General features: G+C 67.7%; 12 protein-coding genes. 8 read left to right on the top strand and 4 right to left on the bottom strand.

Annotated elements, in window-relative coordinates; genetic code table 11:
* Positions 1 to 32: 32 nt before the first annotated feature.
* A complete protein-coding gene (gene trmB, locus IF61_RS0116115; RefSeq protein ID WP_030367078.1) occupies positions 33 to 854 on the top strand; it encodes a tRNA (guanosine(46)-N7)-methyltransferase TrmB in 822 nt (273 codons plus the stop codon).
* A gap of 82 nt (positions 855 to 936) precedes the next feature.
* Positions 937 to 2,310: a PrsW family intramembrane metalloprotease gene (locus IF61_RS0116110; protein ID WP_397946205.1), complete on the top strand. Its 1,374-nt coding sequence runs from the start codon at positions 937 to 939 to the stop codon at positions 2,308 to 2,310.
* Between the two features lie 42 nt (positions 2,311 to 2,352).
* On the opposite strand, the gene IF61_RS0116105 is transcribed toward IF61_RS0116110, so the two are convergent.
* Positions 2,353 to 3,576: a DNA cytosine methyltransferase gene (locus IF61_RS0116105; RefSeq protein ID WP_078660240.1), complete on the bottom strand. Its 1,224-nt coding sequence runs from the start codon at positions 3,574 to 3,576 to the stop codon at positions 2,353 to 2,355.
* Positions 3,577 to 3,715: 139 nt separating this feature from the next.
* Here IF61_RS0116105 and IF61_RS0116100 point away from each other — a divergent pair, with 139 nt between their 5' ends.
* From IF61_RS0116100 to IF61_RS0116075, 6 genes are all read left to right on the top strand, one after another.
* Positions 3,716 to 4,141 (top strand): very short patch repair endonuclease, encoded by a 426-nt coding sequence (locus IF61_RS0116100; RefSeq protein WP_030367075.1) that lies wholly within the window; start codon positions 3,716 to 3,718, stop codon positions 4,139 to 4,141.
* Positions 4,142 to 4,286: 145 nt separating this feature from the next.
* Complete coding sequence (locus tag IF61_RS0116095) at positions 4,287 to 5,825, top strand: ATP-binding protein (protein ID WP_078660239.1); 1,539 nt, start codon at positions 4,287 to 4,289, stop codon at positions 5,823 to 5,825.
* On the top strand, positions 5,815 to 6,795 hold the full coding sequence (locus tag IF61_RS0116090) for a PD-(D/E)XK motif protein (protein ID WP_078660238.1): 981 nt from the start codon (positions 5,815 to 5,817) through the stop codon (positions 6,793 to 6,795). The genes IF61_RS0116095 and IF61_RS0116090 overlap by 11 nt, the downstream gene beginning before the upstream one ends.
* A 42-nt stretch (positions 6,796 to 6,837) precedes the next feature.
* Positions 6,838 to 9,807, top strand: a complete 2,970-nt coding sequence (locus IF61_RS0116085; protein ID WP_030367072.1) for a Z1 domain-containing protein — start codon at positions 6,838 to 6,840, stop codon at positions 9,805 to 9,807.
* Positions 9,808 to 9,867: 60 nt separating this feature from the next.
* Positions 9,868 to 10,869, top strand: a complete 1,002-nt coding sequence (locus tag IF61_RS0116080; protein WP_030367071.1) for a DNA cytosine methyltransferase — start codon at positions 9,868 to 9,870, stop codon at positions 10,867 to 10,869.
* 76 nt (positions 10,870 to 10,945) lie between these two features.
* The gene (locus IF61_RS0116075) at positions 10,946 to 12,193 is read left to right on the top strand and encodes a DNA cytosine methyltransferase (protein WP_043189363.1); all 1,248 of its coding nucleotides are present in this window, start codon (positions 10,946 to 10,948) and stop codon (positions 12,191 to 12,193) included.
* Here IF61_RS0116075 and IF61_RS0116070 read toward each other — a convergent pair.
* Genes IF61_RS0116070 through IF61_RS0116060 form a run of 3 tightly spaced genes read right to left on the bottom strand, consistent with a single transcriptional unit; the run spans position 12,162 to position 16,140 of the window.
* Positions 12,162 to 13,106, bottom strand: coding sequence for a DUF6339 family protein (locus IF61_RS0116070; protein ID WP_245684517.1), 945 nt, complete (start codon positions 13,104 to 13,106; stop codon positions 12,162 to 12,164). The genes IF61_RS0116075 and IF61_RS0116070 overlap by 32 nt on opposite strands.
* Positions 13,103 to 14,068, bottom strand: coding sequence for a hypothetical protein (locus IF61_RS0116065; protein ID WP_030367068.1), 966 nt, complete (start codon positions 14,066 to 14,068; stop codon positions 13,103 to 13,105). The genes IF61_RS0116070 and IF61_RS0116065 overlap by 4 nt, the downstream gene beginning before the upstream one ends.
* Complete coding sequence (locus IF61_RS0116060; protein ID WP_030367067.1) at positions 14,065 to 16,140, bottom strand: helix-turn-helix transcriptional regulator; 2,076 nt, start codon at positions 16,138 to 16,140, stop codon at positions 14,065 to 14,067. Before IF61_RS0116060 ends, IF61_RS0116065 begins: the two co-directional genes overlap by 4 nt.
* Between the last annotated feature and the right edge of the window lie 37 nt (positions 16,141 to 16,177).

The raw sequence follows: 16,177 nt of genomic DNA, 5'->3' as shown, positions 1-16,177 counted from the left end.
GCCTGCAGGCACGCCCGTAGAATTGAAGAACTGTGTCCGAGAACCACGCATCCCCCTCAGCCCCCGCTCCGGCCGCCGACGCTGCCGCGGCACCGGTCCCTGCGCAGCAGGGGCGCCGCCGCGAGCCGATGTTCCCCGACGGTCCGGCGCCGGACCCGGCGGGCTCGCACCACGAGCGGCGCATCCGCTCCTTCCAGCCGCGCCGCAGCCGGGTCACGACCGGCCAGGGTGAGGCCCTGCGGCGCCTGTGGCCCCAGTGGGGCCTCGACATCGACGGCCTGAGCAAGCTGGATCTCGGCGAGCTCTTCGGCGACCCCGGGTTGCCCGTCGTGCTGGAGATCGGCTTCGGCATGGGCGAGGCCACGGCCAAGATGGCGGCGGCCGACCCGGGCACGGGCATCCTCGCCTGCGACGTGCACACCCCCGGCCAGGGCAATCTCCTCGGCCTGGCCGAGCGGAACGGCCTGGACAACATCCGGGTCGCCAACGGCGACGCGATCATCCTGCTCCGCGAGATGCTCGCCCCGGACTCCCTCGCGGGCCTGCGCGTCTACTTCCCGGATCCGTGGCCCAAGAAGCGGCACCACAAGCGCCGGCTGATCCAGCCGGAGTTCCTGGCCCTGGCGGCCACGCGCTTGGCCCCGGGCGCCCTGCTGCACTGCGCGACGGACTGGGAGCCGTACGCGGAGCAGATGCTGGAGGTGCTCTCCGCGGCGCCGGACTTCGAGAACACCCAGGCCGACGGGGGCTTCGCGCCGCGGCCGGAGTTCCGTCCGCTGACGCGGTTCGAGGGCCAGGGCCTGGACAAGGGGCACGTGGTCCACGACCTGCTGTTCCGCCGCAAGGCCCACTGACGCACGCCGGGGGGCGGCCGGGCAGAGGACCGGCCCCCGGAATACCGAGGCCGCCCCGACGTCCCTTGGTTAGGGTCATCGAGTGCATGAGTCCCCACCCCACCAGCAGCCGGTAGCCGGGCCGGTGCCCGCCTCCGGTCAGCAGCCGAACTTTCCCGCGATGCCCGCCCCCGCGGGCTGGCGCTATAAACCGCGCCGCGCCTTGTGGGACAACAAGGCGGTGCGCGCCGGCGGGCTGATCCTGCTCCTGGCCCTGTGCGGCCTGGTCATCCTGGCCCTGGTGCGGGAGCAGACCGGCACCGAGGGGTTCCTGGTGGGGCTCGGCCTCGCCGTCCTGCCCGTGCCGCTGCTGGTGGCGGCGTTCCGCTGGATGGACCGCGTCGAGCCGAAGCCCTGGAAGAACCTGGTCTTCGCCTTCTCGTGGGGCGCGTGCGCGGCCACGCTGATGGCCATCATCGCGAACGGCTACGCCACCGAGTGGCTGCTCAGCTCCGTCGACCTCGCGCAGCGCCCGGAGGCCGACAAGTGGGGGGCGACGTTCGTCGCGCCCGTGGTGGAAGAGACCGGCAAGGCGGCCGCGGTCCTCCTGCTCTTCCTCTTCCGCCGCCGGGACTTCAACAACACCGTCGACGGCGTGGTGATCGCGGGCATCACGGCCACGGGCTTCGCGTTCACCGAGAACATCCTCTACCTGGGCAACGCCTTCGCCACCGACCAGAGCTTCGGCCACGAGGGCGTGCCGGCGGCCACGGCGGCCACCTTCTTCATGCGCGTCCTGATGTCGCCGTTCGCCCACCCGCTCTTCACCACGATGACGGGCCTCGGCTTCGGCATCGCGGCCACCCTGGCCCCGCGCCGCAAGGTGATCCGCGTCCTCGTCCCCCTCGCGGGCCTGCTCACCGCGATGGTCCTGCACTCCGTCTGGAACGGCTCGGCCAGCCTGTCGCCCCTGGCCTTCCTCGCGGTCTACGCCCTCTTCATGGTGCCCGTCTTCGGCGCCCTGACCTGGCTCGCGATCTGGTCCCGCCAGAACGAGCTGCGCACGATACGCACCTTCCTCCCGGCCTACCAGATAGCCGGCTGGCTCACCCCGCCCGAGCCCCTCGCCCTCTCCTCGATGCGCGCCCGCGGCATAGCCCGCGACGTGGCCCGCCGCACCGGCGGCCCGGCGGCGGCCCGCACGGTGGCGGAGTACATCTCGTTCGCGACGTCCCTGGCCTTCCTCCGCCAGCGCGCCCACAACGGCACGGCGGGCCCGGACTTCACCGCCCGCGAACAGGAACTCCTCCACCACCTCTGGACCCGCAAACACACAGCCCAGCCGGCCCTCACCCAGGCCTCTGCAACGCTGCCGCGGCCGTACGCGCCGATGCCGCAGCAGTGGGCCGCACCACCACCAGGGTGGCAGGGCACGCGGGGTCCCGGGCCTTGGCAAGGCCCGGGAACGCCCCGCTAGCAGCCTCTTCGCTCCGACTGCGCAGTGCCCGATCGCCCTTGCTCAGGCGCTCGGGCCTGCGTGCTCGGACTCCGCTTCCAGAAACGTGAGCTGCCCGAACTCTGCAAGCGCGGGCTCAACGGGGCTGTGCAACGCAGCCGGTGCAGCAAGTCCAGTATCCCGTCGAGCAGCCGGAATCACCGAGCGGATTCCGTCCGTTGCAGAGCTCGGCTGCTCGCCCGGGCGGAGGACTGACACGATCGCCCTACCCACAGCCTCTGCGACCGGAGGCGGGAAGGCATTGCCCACCTGGCGGTACCGGGCGGTCTTTCCTCCCTGGAACGCCCAGTCCCGCGGGAATCCCTGGATGATCGCAGCCTGCTCGACCGTGAGCATCGGACCGTTCGCCCTGAAGAGGTCACGCTCCGGATTGCAGTTCTCCGGGTCATTCGCCACGCCGAGCGCATCGACACCGAGTCCGGCCCATGCCGCCTTCGCCCGGCTCGGACCGAGGTCGGCACCGCCGTGCTTCTTGGAACCGCCTACAAGCGTGGGTGCCTCAGTGCCGCGCTGCGTCGCCTTCTCAAGCCACCTGTCGAAGACCGCCCGGCCCTTGGCCCCGTACGGCTCACACCGTTCCTTCATGGTCTCGGCCAGCGCATCCGCCACAGTAACGATCTTCTCGTCACCTGCCGGCCACTCGAACTTCACGTCAGCCAAGAGCTCCTTGGCGATCACGACGAGGATGGCCCGCGGCCGGAGCTGCGGGACCCCGAAATGTCGCGCTTCGATCGGCTTCCAGCCGCAGAACTCGTAGCCGTAGCCCTTGAGCTCGCCCACGATCCGCTCGCGGTACTCATCGAACTTCGCATCCAGGATCCCCCGGACGTTTTCGATCATCACCGCCTTCGGCCGGAGCCCGTCCACCAGCTGAAGCATCCTGGGAAAGAGGTCACGCTCGTCGTCTTCGCCCAGCTGCTTGCCCGCAATGGAGAACGGCGGGCACGGTACGCCCCCGGCGAGGAGGTCCAGCTCCCCGGGCTGCAGTCCGAACTCGGCGAGCTGCCCATGCGCGAAGGGGTCGACATCGTTCACGTCACCTTCGACGATCTCGCAGCCCGCCCACTCCGGGTTATCCAGCACATTCGCGCGCAACGTTTTGCACGCAAATTTGTCAATCTCCAGGAGCGCGAGGTGCCTGAAGCCGGCCCGGTGCAGCCCGAGCGCCTGCCCCCCGGCACCGGCACAGATCTCGATCGACGTCAACGGCCTACTGCTGTAGTTCAAGGTCCCCCCTCGTCACGATGTGAGCAGATACCTAAGTCTCACACCCAGGGGTGACATATCGAACTAGTGTTTTACACGGCTATCGCGCCGAGCTCGGGGACAAGCACTCGACGGACCTGTCCGCCGGCAGAATGGAAGCGTGCCTGTCATTCCCCCCTCGCCTCGCAAGTCGGCCGAGATGAGCCGCCAGGCAAGTCGGAACACGACGCCTGAAATGGCGGTGCGGCGCCTCCTGCACAGCGCAGGGCACCGCTACCGACTCCACAGCAAGGTGCCGGGCATGCCACGGCGCAGCATCGACATCGCCTTTCCCGGCGTCAAAGTCGCTGTCTTCCTCGACGGCTGCTTCTGGCACGGATGCCCGCAGCACGCCACCAGCCCGAAAGCCAACGCCGACTGGTGGCGACAGAAGCTGGACCGGAACATCGCCCGTGACCGGGAAACCAACGAGCACCTCGTCGAAGCCGGTTGGACGGTGTTGCGTTTCTGGGAGCACCAGGACCCCGCGACCGTGGCCGCCGATGTGGCTGCGGCCGTCGCCATGGCACGGGCGTCCCGCCGCTGACCTCCGTCCTCGCATGCCCTCCGGCCCGATCCAATCTGCACGGATCAGGCCTCACTGCCGGTTGTGTGCACTACGGTCACTATTGGTCGCACAAATTCTGTCACCGCGCTTACCCGCGCCGACAACTTGGATGCCAAGGCTGAACATGACCGACTGGAAGTTCGACGTTCCCACCACCGGGAGCAAGCACCTGCCGCCCGACCCCCGTTACGTCGAGGCTCTGAGCAGCCAGGGGTACGGGTTCGAGGTCGCCATAGCCGACCTCGTCGACAACTCCATCGATGCAGGCGCGAAGGACGTGGTCATCCACTTCCTCCGGGACGGCGACCGATTAGTCTCGCTTCTCGTGGTCGACGACGGCCACGGCATGGACGAGGAGGCCCTGGACGTCGCCATGACGGTCGGCGGCCGGCGGGACTACGCGTCGGGCGCTCTGGGCATGTTCGGCACCGGACTCAAGTCCGCCTCGTTGTCGCACGCCGATGCCGTCACCGTCGTGAGCACCACCAAGCGGACCCGAACGGTCGGCAGGCGGTGGCGGATGGAGAACGCGCGGGCGGACTTCCAGTGCGACATCGTCGATCCCTCCTACGCCCAGAGTCTGATCGACCGGTACGACAACAGCCGCCCCATTCAGTGGCAGGGCACCGTTGTCCGATGGGACGGGGTCAAGGACTTCCCGAAGCACGGCGGAAGCGGACAGACGGATCGCTATCTTCAGCGGACGATCAACAAGCTGGGCCTCCATCTCGGCCTGTACCTGCACCGTTTCCTGGCTCGTGACGATTTCAACATCACGATCGCGGTGGAGGACGTACGCACGCGCACCGTGTACCTGGACTTCGGCGTCGAGCCGCTCGACCCGTTCGGATATCCGGTGTCGGGCAACGCAGACTATCCGCGTCGATTCACCACGACCGTTCCGGGAGCAGCGACCGACGTCTCCCTCGCGGCCCACATCTGGCCGCCCAAGTCGAACCTCGACGAGTACCGGGCAGTGGGTACGGTGATCGACCGTCAGGGGTTCTACTTCTACCGCAACGACCGCCTGGTGCAGGCGGGCGGCTGGAACAACCTCCGCCAGCCCGAACAGCACCTCTCGCTCGCCCGCGTAGCCGTCGACCTGCCCCCGGTACCGAACGACGTGTTCCGGCTCACGGTGAAGAAGTCCGGGGTCGACACCTCTCCCGAATTCGTCGAAGCGCTGGAAAAGGCCATCGATGTTCGAGGACGTCCGTTCACTCAGTACCTCGCGGATGCGGACGCCGTCTACCGGGAGGCCCGCAAGCGCTCGGGCACCGTACGCAAGCCGGTGATCGGCCCAGGACGGGGGCTCGCGCCCGAGGTGCGGTCCACCATCGAGGAGGAACTCCCCCTCCTCCCCCTGGAAGAACCGATCTCGCTGGTGTGGCAGAAGCTCGACACGGACCTCTTCTTCGAGCTGGATCGGGAGAACCGTCTCGTCGTCCTCAACCAGCACTACCGTCGGGCGATCCTGGGCGGCCGGGACGGCAGTCTCAACGACGCCCCGCTCCTGAAGTCCCTGATGTACCTGATGATGCACCGGGTGTTCGAGAAGGAGTACAGCGGCTCCCGTGAGAAGGACAACCTGCAGCTGTGGCAGTCGATCCTGGTGTCGGCCGCCCGCAGTGAGCTCGACCGGGTGACCGACCATGACAGCTGACAGTCGGGCATCCTGGTCCGAGGTCGAGGAGTACCTCGAGTCCGGCCTCAGCGTCTCCTTCCCGTTGGCCGCACCCGGATCACCCCGCGTGGACTACGTGGTCTCCGACGACCGGGACATAGCGCTCCACCTCCAGTTGGGCCCGAGACAGCGGATCCCCAGCTCCCCGCACCCCCTCATACGCGTGGAGGAGATAGCCCACCAGGGCCTCCGCATGGCACGCCTGCGGACGACACGACGAAACCTGCAGCGCGACTTCCACGACCTCCTGTGCGCCGTCGCCGACCGCGTGACCGTGGAACACCGGACTCCCGAGCAGGCCTTCGGCGAGACGGTGCGCGCCTGGCGCGCCCTGCTCGAAAAGCCGCGCGAGCTCTCCACAGAAAGACGCATAGGTCTGATGGGTGAGCTGACCGTCCTGGGCAGTCTTGCCGCAGCCCACGGCTGGGCCACCGCCGTCGAGTCATGGAAGGGCCCGCTCGGCGAGGAGCACGACTTCAGTGCCGAGTCGTACGACATAGAAGTGAAGACCACCTCCGCCGAGGAGCGTCGGCACTCCGTGCACGGATTCGGTCAGCTGACGCCGTCGCCCGGTCGCCCCCTGTGGTTCGTCTCGGTGCAGATGACCCGAGGAGGTTCGGCCGGACGGACCCTCACACAATGCGTCGAGTCCGTCCGGAGCGAGGTGGCCGAGCAGGCTCCCACGTCGCTCGACCGTCTCGATGCACTCCTCGACGGGGTCGTGTTGCCGCGCGACCAGGACGACGAGCGGTGGAGGATACGGACCGTTCCACTCGTCCTGGAGACCGACGACCGCTTCCCGTCCCTGGACCGCTCCGTCCTCGGCGGCCTCCCGAAGGAGGCCGCCGAGCGGATCAAGAACATCGCCTACGACATCGACCTGACCGGACTGGAGCCGTCGCCGGGCCCGCCGGTGGCCCTGTGCGGCCCGTTCCATCTTCCCCAGTGATCGAACAGCTTCCGTCCTGCAGCAGAGCCGAGGAACGACCACATGACGCCCACCGACAACGACAAAGCCCTTCTGAAGGTGCACCGGAGTGCCTTGGAGGGTATGCCCGCCGGGCGCCCCATGTCCCTGTCCGCAATCGTCACCTTTCACGCGAGTGCGCAGGACATAGCCCTTGATATCTCCGAGGCCGTATTCAGGAACGCCATCACCCGTGACAGCGAGGAATCGCGTGCCCTGCTCAAGCTGTGGCGCAAGCAGCTCACCCGGTGGGACCGTGCAGCCGAAGGCTCCGACTCCTGGTGCGCGGGCAGCGAGGCCCGCACCCAGGAGCGTCGGACGGCGGTCTTCGAACTGCTCGGGTTGGAGACCGCGACGCGCAAACTCCTCGACGCCGAGATCCCCGTCAGCACGCAGATGGGCCCTGTCGTCATAAGCCGGGAGTACACGCCCTGGCGCGGCATCGGCACTCCGCGGGGCGTCGACTGGTACTGGCCCACGTACGAACGCTACCTGCGGGAGGTCAAGGGCTGGTCGGACGAGACAGTGGTGGACCTGGGCGAGGCCGCCGAGCGCGTCGTGGAACGGCTGGCGGACCCCACGTCGCCCGAGGCCTACCAGGCGAAGGGGCTGGTCGTCGGATACGTCCAGTCCGGCAAGACAGCCAATTTCACGGGCGTCATCGCCAAGGCCGTCGATGCCGGCTACCGCCTGGTCATCGTGCTCGGTGGCACGCTGAACCTCCTGCGCGGCCAGACCCAGCGGCGACTCGACATGGAGCTCGTCGGCCGGGAGAACATCCTGCGCGGGACGGTCGAGACCGAGTCCGACTACGCGGATGACCGTGACTGGCTGCGCGGCCGCTTCATCAAGCACGGCGGTCTGCCCTCCGAACTCGGTGCCTTCGACATCGAGCGCCTCACCACGCGGGAGAACGACTACAAGTCCCTGGCCCAGGGGATTCGTGCCCTGGAGATCGAGAAGCGCGAGAAGTCGCTCCCCTTGCACGATCCGCGCAACCTGGACCACGCCGCGGCTCGCCTCATGGTGGTCAAGAAGAACAAGACGGTCCTGAGCAAGCTGGTCAAGGATCTGAAGAAGATCAGTGGACTGCTCGGCGAGATCCCCACCCTGATCATCGACGACGAGTCCGATGAGGCGTCGGTCAACACCGTCAACCCGCGCAGCAGCAGTGCGGAGCGCACCGCGATCAACGAGAAGCTCTCGGAGCTACTGAGGCTGCTGCCCAGAGCCCAGTACGTGGGTTACACCGCGACCCCGTTCGCCAACGTGTTCATCGACCCGAGCGACAGCGAGGACATCTTCCCCAAGGACTTCCTGATCTCGCTCCCCCGCCCGAAGGGGTACATGGGTGTCCAGGACTTCCACGACTTGGACGGGCAGGTCCCGGAGGAGGGGCGGACGTTCGCCGATTCCAACGAACTGGCATACATCCGCTCCGTCGACGCCACCGAGGAGGAGGACGACGACCTGTCACTCAGGCAGGCCATGGACATGTTCGTCCTCACCGCCGCGGTCAAGATCTTCCGGGAGAACACGGACCCCCTCGTCCCGTCGAACTTCTATCGGCACCACACCATGCTGGTGCACGAGTCCCGCCTCACAGCGGATCACCGCGAACTCAAGGGCCGCATTCTCAGGCTGTGGGACGAGTCCGGCTACACGAGTGCGGCCGGGCACGACCGCCTGCGCAAGCTGTTCGAGTCCGATCTGCTTCCGGTGTCACGTGCGCGGGCGGGCGACTACGCCGTTCCGGAGTCCTTCGACGATCTCGGTCCGCACATCGGCGCCGCTGTGACCCGCATCGGCGGTGACCTCGCCCCGGTCATCGTCGTCAACGGCGACAAGGACATCGAAAGTGGTGAAGCCGACTTCGAGCGCCGGTCCATCTGGAAGATCCTGCTGGGCGGACAGAAGCTGTCCCGCGGCTTCACCGTGGAGGGGCTTACCGTCTCCTACTACCGCCGACGGGCGGGCAATGCCTCCAGCATGATGCAGATGGGACGCTGGTTCGGTTTCCGCGAGGGCTACCGCGACCTGGTCCGTCTGTGGATCGGCCGCAACGAGACGGCAGGGAGCAAAGAGCTCGACCTCTACGAGGGTTTCGAGGCCATCTGCCAGGACGAGGAGTCCTTCCGGGCCCAACTCGCCCAGTACTCGGTGCTGATCGACGGCCGTCCGCAGGTCACACCGGCCCAGGTCCCACCGCTCGTCTCCCAGCACCTGCCCTGGCTGAAGCCGACCAGCCCGAACAAGATGTACAACGCCCGCCTCGTCGAGCTGAGGTCGCCGGGCGAATGGCAGGAGCCCACGGCCTTTCCCGCCCAGCCGACCGCGCTCCGCCACAATGTCGATCTCTGGCTGCCGATCCTGGAACAGCTGCCGAGCGTCAGGACCGCGTTCAGCCACCGGTTCGAGGGCGCAGCGAGGCCGCACCGGTTCGAAGCATTCGCGAACACCGTTCCTGCTGAGGCCGTGCTCGATGTCCTGTCCTCCCTGAAATGGCACTCCGGCGAGCAGTTCGCGCCGCACCTGACCTACCTGGAAGAGATCACCCGACAGTCCGGGCAGATCGACGACTGGCTCGTGGTCGCGCCTCAGCACTCCACCCGACGGCAGGCGATTCTCCTGGGGAACGCCGGCCGATCCTTCTCCTGGTTCGGAGTCGAGCGACGCCGCGACCCTCTGTTCGGAGCGATCAGCAATCCCCGGCACCGAGCCGCCCTGCTCAGGGTGGCGGGAACGCTGCCGACCTGCGGGGATGCGGCCACAGAGAGCTACGTGCGGGAGCGCCGAGGCACCCTGGCTCTTTACCCCATCGTCGAGAGGCGCAACGCCGACTCGATCGCCCCGGACGGGCGGATCGATCCCGGCAAGGTCGTCATGGCCTTCTCCTTCGTCGCTCCGTCCGCGGCACGAGGCCGAGGCAATCAGGTGGTCCGATTCACCACGATCGACTCGTCCCGCGAGAACGAGGCGATCATCTCCCAGTGATCCGTCCCCGTTGATCCGAGCGCCGTCCGTTCCCGTTCCACCGCCCCAGGAGACACCCCCGTGCGACAGCCCCACCTCACCTCTCTCGAGCTCTGCGCCGGGGCCGGCGGGCAGGCTCTGGGCCTGGAACGGGCCGGGTTCACTCCGCTGGCGCTGATCGAGAACGACCGGGATGCCTGCGCGACGCTCCGCACCAACAGGGAGCAGTGGAATGTGCTGCAGGAGGATCTGCTCACCTTCGACCCCGACGAGCACCCCCACCTCTACGACGTGGACCTGGTGGCTGCCGGTCCGCCTCGGGTCAAACCCGTGGCGGACGGAAAGGAGCGTCCCCAGGACCGGGAGGCACGCGCGCTCCTCGAAGCGACGGTCTACCTCGCGCACGCCGTACAACCCCGCGCCCTACTGATCGAGAACGTCGCAGACCTGGTCGAGTCCCCGAAACTCACTGATCTTCGCAAGTTCGTCCACGAAGAGCTGGAGCACCTCGGCTACGGGGTGCACTCCAAGGTTCTCGACGCCGCCGACTTCGGTGTCCCCCAAGAGCGAAGACAGGGCTTCTTCGTGGCCCTGCGGGGACCGTATGCCGATCGGTTCCGGTGGCCCGAGGCCGTGGGGAGTCCGACGCCCACGGTGGGAGAGATGCTCGGCGCCTCCATGGCGGAGCGCGGATGGCCCCACGCCGCCGCGTGGGCGAAGCACGCGAACCGTCCGGCCCCGACGATCGTCGGCGGCTCGAAGGGGCGGGGCGGCGCCGACCTGGGTCAGAAGGGCAGCAAGGCCGCCTGGGCCAGGTTGGGGGTCAACGGGGAATCGCTCGGCGACGCGGTGCCGGCGGAGGACTTCCCATGGCTGCCGGACGCCGAGAACCGCAAGCTCCTCCCGAAACTCACCATCCCGCAGGTGGCCGCGCTGCAGGCCTTCCCGGCCGACTGGACGCTGGAAGGCCTCAAGACCTCCCGGTTCCGTCAGGTCGGTCACGCGTCACCGCCGCCGGTCGCCGAGGCCGTGGGGCGGGCGATAGCCGATGCGCTCGCCCTGCAGGCGGAAGCGCACCCGTGAGCCCGTCCCGGACAGTGTGAACGGTCACCGCGTGCGCACTCGGCCCACTATCATCCGCAGACTAGACTTCCCCAACATGACCAGCCCTGCCTCCGACTCCACCCGTGTCGAGCCGATCAAGGTGATCGACCTGTTCGCGGGCGCCGGGGGCTTCTCGCAAGGGTTTCACGAGTACGTGCCCGAGGGGCACGACTCGTCGCCGTTCCGTTCCGTGGCGGCGGTGGAGTTCGACGAGGCCGCGGCGTCCACCTATGCGGCGAACTTCCCGGACACAAAGGTGCACGCCGGCGACATCAAGGACTGGGACCCGGGCGATGTCACCGATGCCGACGTGATTCTGGGCGGGCCTCCATGTCAGGGCTTCTCCGGCCTGGGCAAAGAGGACGAGAACGATCCACGCAACCTGCTCTGGCAGGAATACATTCGCGTCGTACAAAAGGTGGAGCCGCGGATCTTCATCATGGAGAACGTGGACCGCTTTTTCCGTTCAGGGCAGTACGACGCGTTGAGGAAAATTACAGCACAGGGCGAGAAACTCGAGAATTACGAACTGAGCGTCGAAATCTTGAACGCCGCGGACTACGGCGTCCCGCAGGCCCGTAAGCGCACCATCGTCATCGGCACCCACAAGGACTTGAAGGAGGACCTGCGGCGGCTTGTCCCACACCCTCGCCCCACTCACGACCGCAAGGCCGATAAGTGGCAACCGCGACTGGGTGAGTTGAGCGACGAGACCACAGCCCCGCAGCAGTGGGTAGCCGTGGGACCCGCCGTCTTCGACAGGACAGCTTCGACCGAGCTCCAGAACTTCCCCGATCGCCCCGGCAATGATGATTCCCCGCTGAATCTCCGCCAGCCGGGCCCGTACCTCACCCCCGAGCTCCATATTCGGCGCACTCCGGAGCCTTTGTCCCTCGCCCGCTACGCCGCCATCCCACCCGGTGGAAATCGGAACGACCTGCGGGACAAGTGGGCAATTTTCGAAGATCGGTGCGTCTATCTCTCGACGCCCAGCTGGGACGGACACAAAGCCGGCTCGGGCGACGTCATGGGACGGATGCACGCCGACCGTCCCTCTGTGACCATCCGTACCGAGGCCTTCAAGCCGGAAAAGGGACGGTACCTCCACCCGACGGAGGACCGTCCCATCACCCAGTACGAGGCAGCCCTTATCCAGGGCTTCCCGGAGAACTTCCAGTGGTACGGCACCAAGATCCAGATCGCCCGGCAGATCGGCAACGCCGTACCCGTCGGCCTGGCCAAAGCACTCGCCTCGGTGGTCTACGAAGCCCTCAGAGGCCGGGGCCGGTCTTCGCAAGACTGACGCCCTCGGGACGGGGAGCCTCCGACTCCGCGAGGATCTCCTTCCCCCGCACGGGGGCCACAGCCGCCAAGCGTTCGAACCACTCCACCAACGTGCTGATAGAACCTTTGTCGACCCGCCCGTCATCCGGCCCGTCGGGCAGGCGGTCGTAAGGCGCCTCCACAGCGTCCCCTATGGCGTCGATCCAGTCCTGGAGCTCGTCGGCGTCCTGCGGATCGTCGGACGCCAGAACCTCGTAGATCATCGTGGCGGACGCCGCGTACGCGAGTTTCGCCAGCCCGTTGACCTCGCGACCGGTGGTCGTCACCCGGCTCTGCAGCAGGTGGACCAGCGCCTGCGCGGCGGGACGGTGCAGGACCAGCTCCTGCCGGAGAACCGTGTTGAGGACATCCTGGTTACGACAGGCGATCTCCACCGGACCGTAGTCGGGGCCGTCGCGGAAGAGCTCGGCCGCCCACCACAGTCGGGAAAAGCACTGGGAGTGCCAAGGGCCGGCGAAGCGGACGGCCTGGCCCACCGCACGACGGTCACCCTCCGTGTCCTTCCCCCAGCGCCACCGCACGAAATCCGGCGCCACACACATCGCGAGGAAGTTCCAGAGCCCGGAGTCGGCGGCCTCGGCCCGCGTGATCCGCAGGGTGTAGTGCAGCCGTGGGGCGAGCCAGGCGTCGGACGCCGTTGGCGACTCGTCTCGGAATCGCCGCATGGCCTCGTCGCACAGCAGGCGGATGGGCTCCGCCTCCCCGCCGGGTATCGCGCCACCTGAGAAATCGGCGCTCCTGCGGAGCCGCTCGGGTCCGGGCATCGGCTCGTAGCCTGCGAGGACGCCGGACGTGAGGACCTTGAGAGCCACGGACGTCGGCAGCCGACCGATCATCCTTTCCTGAGCCGTTCCGGGCTCGGCGGTGCTCACACCGACTCCTTTGCACTGGCCATACGGGCAAGCGACTTGAGTGCGCCTGCCACGGCCTTCGGTTTACGGGACTGGAAGGTCGCAGCGTGCATGACGCGTCTCTGCAGGTCCCCGCCGCTCTGTCCCTCGGTACGTCGCTCGACAAGCTCCGCGAGCCCCTCGCTCGGGGAACGGTCCGCGAAGACGTCGGGCAGCATGCGCTTGAGGACGTCCTCGTGCCACCCGCCGGGCCACTGCACCTCGCCGTCCTCCATGTCACTCGCGTACAGCGCGGCATTGAACATCGAGGCCCATGTCTCGGAGGCTATCTGGGCGGCCATTACGTCACGCACCACCTTCTGTTCGGGCGTGGTCGCGTTCTCCAGTACACCCCGCAGACCCTCCACCGAGGAGTTCAGGTAGAGGACGGGATCGTCGGCCTGTGCATCGAGAAGCCACGGGTCGTCGCGGAACTCCGTGAGGTCGATGTCGTCCGTGAAGTTCTTCCACACCATCTTGATGGAGCGCTGCTGTGTAGGTGTCCTTGCCTCGAAGTCGGCACGCCACCGCTCGCTCGCCGTGCCGATCAACCGGCCGGACTCGCCGCCGACGTCCGCCACGACCCAGGCATCTATCTCGCAGGCACCGAGCTGCTCGCCCCGACGCAATTCGACGTCGCCCTCCCAGACCCCGTTGCCCGCCGGGGCCAACGTGAACGTATGGCGAATCCTGGTCCTGGGATTGCGTACGACGGCGACACAGGTCGGTGCGGACCACGGCCCTGCGGCCAGCTCTCCGGCGTCCACCGTGACCGACACCTTGATACGGATCTCTTTCCAGCGCCCCTTCACCTCGTGCAGGGCGATCACGTGCTCCCGCTCGGAGATCGCCTTCCACTGCCGGGGGATGTTGTCGACCACGAGTCTGTCGGCGACGAGGACGACCTCGCCGGACAGGACCGGATAGGGAAAGAGCGTCTTCACGCCTTGGCCTCCTTCGCACGCGGCACGTCAACCTCAATGCGTGACATGGCGGCCGGCACGGGATGGCTCGCGACGTCTGTCACGCCCTTGAAGACGCCTCTGCGCCCGCGGAACAAGAGGTTTCCCTCCTTGGTCAGTTCGCAGTTCTTCACGGGAACCAGCCTGCCGGCCCACCGGACGGGGATCCCACCGCCGTCGCGCCCCGTGAATCGGATTGCGGGTGCCAGCACCCACGGATCCTCCCGCTCGGGGCACTTCACAGTCACGGTCACGCGCCATGCCGAATGCTCGTCGACCTCTCCTTCGATCGCGTGGATCGTCGGGAAGCCCTGCGTCCGCGGTGCCTTGGGCGGATCGAGGCGAAGCAGCTCCTTGAGTACCTCGGGGCCCTCGTCGCCCTGCTGCCCGTCGTCCTGCGTCTGAAGTGCCTCCCGGACACTCTGTTCGGCAAGCCTTTTGAAGTTGACGATGCACTGCCGTGCGCCACGCACGTACATCGCGGTGAGGTCCTCGGTGCCGGTCCAGTCGTTGTGATCCGGGGGCTCGGAGGCGCGGAGGAGACGCTCGGCCGCTTCCACGTCCGGGGTGTCCTTCATCGTGGCGGCACCCGCCAGCAGGACAGCCTGGAAGTTCCGATGGCCGAGGGGCAGATCACCGACCTTCTTGCTGCGCACCACCATGCGCGTGGCCCGCATATACGAGATGTGGTCGGCAGCCGGCTCGTCGTCACCCGAGGGCGTGATCAGCAGCACGGCATCGTGCGTCGTGGGGGACGTACGGTCCGAGCCCGCGCCGTCCTTCAGCCGCGGCAGCTTGAGAGGCACCGCCATCTCCAGGACGTCCTCACGCGACGTCAACTCAAGGACGGTACGGCGGTCCAGGAACGCCTGCACCGCCCTGGACCGTGCGGGTTCGTGCCGATGGGGATCGATGCGCTCCTCGGCCCTGACCACACGACCGTTGCGCCACGAGGCCACGGAAGCCCGCAGGAGCGGAGCCGCAGCCTCGCCCCCCACCATGGACGCCCAGAAATTGCGGGCGACCCCGGCCGCGAGGCGCTCGTGCATCTCCTCCAGCTGTTCGGTGTCTCCGGAGCCGTCGTAGGCCCCGACCACCAGGAACGACGTCCCGGCTGCGGAGCCGTCCCGTTCCAGGTACAGACTCCGTGCCGTCTCCTCGTCGCCCCACCATGAGCGCGCGGCGTCGTCCCTGTCCGGGTCCTTCACGCCGAACCACGCAGGCCCCGCGAACTCGTCGGTCCCCAGGGCGTGCCAAGGCAGCTCCAGGCGGCCTGCCATCCGACGCTCGTGCCGACCGTCCTGGCGCTCCGACAACGTGCTGTTCACCAGCACCAGGCCGAATCGGCTCGCCGCCCAGAGAGCAGCCTTACCCAGACCGTAGGAACCACCCTGGGCGCCCGCCTTGCCGCTGTCCAGCGTTCGGCGCACCACCCGGGCGAAGCGCCCGTCATCGTAGTCGGGACCGGTCAGACCGGTGGCGTTGTAGTCATCGACCCTCAACAGCACCAGGCGCCGGGTGCGCTCCAGCTCCTGGAGTCCGTCGAGCAGCACACGCCCGACCTTCTGCCCGGGATCGGCCGCTGCGTGGAGGTGCTTCTCGATCTCGCTCCAACGGAGCGCCTCCAGGAATTCCTCGAGGTGCTGTCCCGTGAGCTCGTGCAGCACGAAGCGCGAGACGACCGGCTGCCCACCTGGCAAGCGTTCGTCGAGGCTGTTCTGAGTCGCTTCCCGGGCCAGCACCTCCAGGTTGGCCGCGAAGGCGAAGGCCGCCGCGTTGCCGCCTTCGCGGCCGCCGTCGGCGGGAGCCTTACGGAAGATCCACGAGAGCTCCGACGACGCCGCACCCGGCTGGCGCCGGCTGACGGCGTCCTCGGCTGCGACCCCCAGGGCCTCGGCGATCGCCGCGATCTTCTCGTAGCGAGGTTCGGAACGTCCTCTGATCCAGGCGGTCACTGCTGCAGGGGTCACATCGATGGCCCCAGCCAAGTCCTTTTGGGACATGTCCCGTTGCCGCAGCATCCCCCTGAGCCACTCCGCAAAATCCTGCGGCACGCCGCACCCTCCCGTCCGTCGACTCCCTCCCTCCGCA

Origin of the sequence: Streptomyces roseoverticillatus, assembly GCF_000719265.1 — a bacterium.
GTDB classification, from domain to species: domain Bacteria; phylum Actinomycetota; class Actinomycetes; order Streptomycetales; family Streptomycetaceae; genus Streptomyces; species Streptomyces roseoverticillatus.
This window is presented reverse-complemented; position numbering and strand designations above follow the sequence as displayed.

What these genes read in the sequence shown, in the direction of transcription:
- IF61_RS0116095 (WP_078660239.1), top strand. Translation starts at nt 4,287, where the DNA reads ATGACCGACTGGAAGTTCGACGTTCCCACCACCGGGAGCAAGCACCTG.
- IF61_RS0116090 (WP_078660238.1), top strand. Translation starts at nt 5,815, where the DNA reads ATGACAGCTGACAGTCGGGCATCCTGGTCCGAGGTCGAGGAGTACCTC.
- IF61_RS0116085 (WP_030367072.1), top strand. Translation starts at nt 6,838, where the DNA reads ATGACGCCCACCGACAACGACAAAGCCCTTCTGAAGGTGCACCGGAGT.
- IF61_RS0116075 (WP_043189363.1), top strand. Translation starts at nt 10,946, where the DNA reads ATGACCAGCCCTGCCTCCGACTCCACCCGTGTCGAGCCGATCAAGGTG.